This is a genomic window from Streptosporangium sp. LJ11 (assembly GCF_051918945.1).
GTDB lineage: Bacteria > Actinomycetota > Actinomycetes > Streptosporangiales > Streptosporangiaceae > Streptosporangium.
The window spans coordinates 1-874 of the sequence record NZ_JBPXMB010000102.1 but is presented as its reverse complement, the minus strand read 5'-3'; the positions used below and the strand labels follow the sequence as shown (position 1 = coordinate 874).

Genomic DNA, 874 nt, shown 5'->3' with positions numbered 1-874 from the left:
TGGTGCTGCTGGCCGTGGTGGGTCTGGTCACGGTGCCCGACACCTTCGCCACGACCTCCAACATGGTGAGCATCCTGTCGCTGGCCGCGACCATCGGGGTGATCACCGTCGGCATGACGTTTGTGATCATCGGTGGGGGCATCGACCTGTCGGTGGGCGCGATCATGGCGCTGGCGTCGGTGTGGGCGACCACGCTGGCCACCCAGTCCTACGGCCCGTTCGTGATGATCCTGTGCGCGGTGCTGGTCGGCACCGGCGCGGGCCTGGTCAACGGACTGCTGATCTCCTATGGGCGGATGGTGCCGTTCATCGCCACATTGGCGATGCTGGTGGCCGCCCGCGGTCTGGCGCAGCGGATGTCGGACCGGCGCACCCAGCTGGTGCAGCAGGGCAACGAGATGATCGTGGAGCTGTCGACCAGCCGGGTGCTGGGCATCCCGGTGCTGGTCTACATCTTCGCGCTGGTGGTGATCGCCGGGTGGGTGCTGTTGAACCGCACCACCTTCGGCCGGCGCACCTACGCGGTGGGCGGTAACCCCGAGGCGGCCCGGCTGGCCGGTATCGACGTGCGCCGCCACACCGTGATGCTGTACGCGCTGTCGGGGTTGTGCTGCGGCATCGCGGCGGTGCTGATCATGGCCAGGACCACGACGGGGTCCTCCACGCACGGGGATCTGTACGAGCTGGACGCGATCGCCGCGGTCATCATCGGCGGCACGCTGCTGACCGGCGGGCGCGGATCGATCATCGGGTCGATCCTGGGTCTGCTGATCTTCACCGTGATCACGAACCTGTTCATCCTCAACGGGCTCAACACCAGCGACCAGCTGGTGGCCAAGGGCCTGATCATCGTGGTGGCCGTGCTGCTCCAGCG

At 67.5% G+C, this 874-nt stretch carries 1 protein-coding gene; it reads left to right on the top strand.

Annotated features, from left to right (window positions below; translation table 11 throughout):
• Positions 1–113: 113 nt before the first annotated feature.
• A partial coding sequence (locus ACTOQ3_RS43570) for an ABC transporter permease (protein ID WP_440089941.1) occupies positions 114–874 on the top strand: 761 nt, incomplete at its 3' end.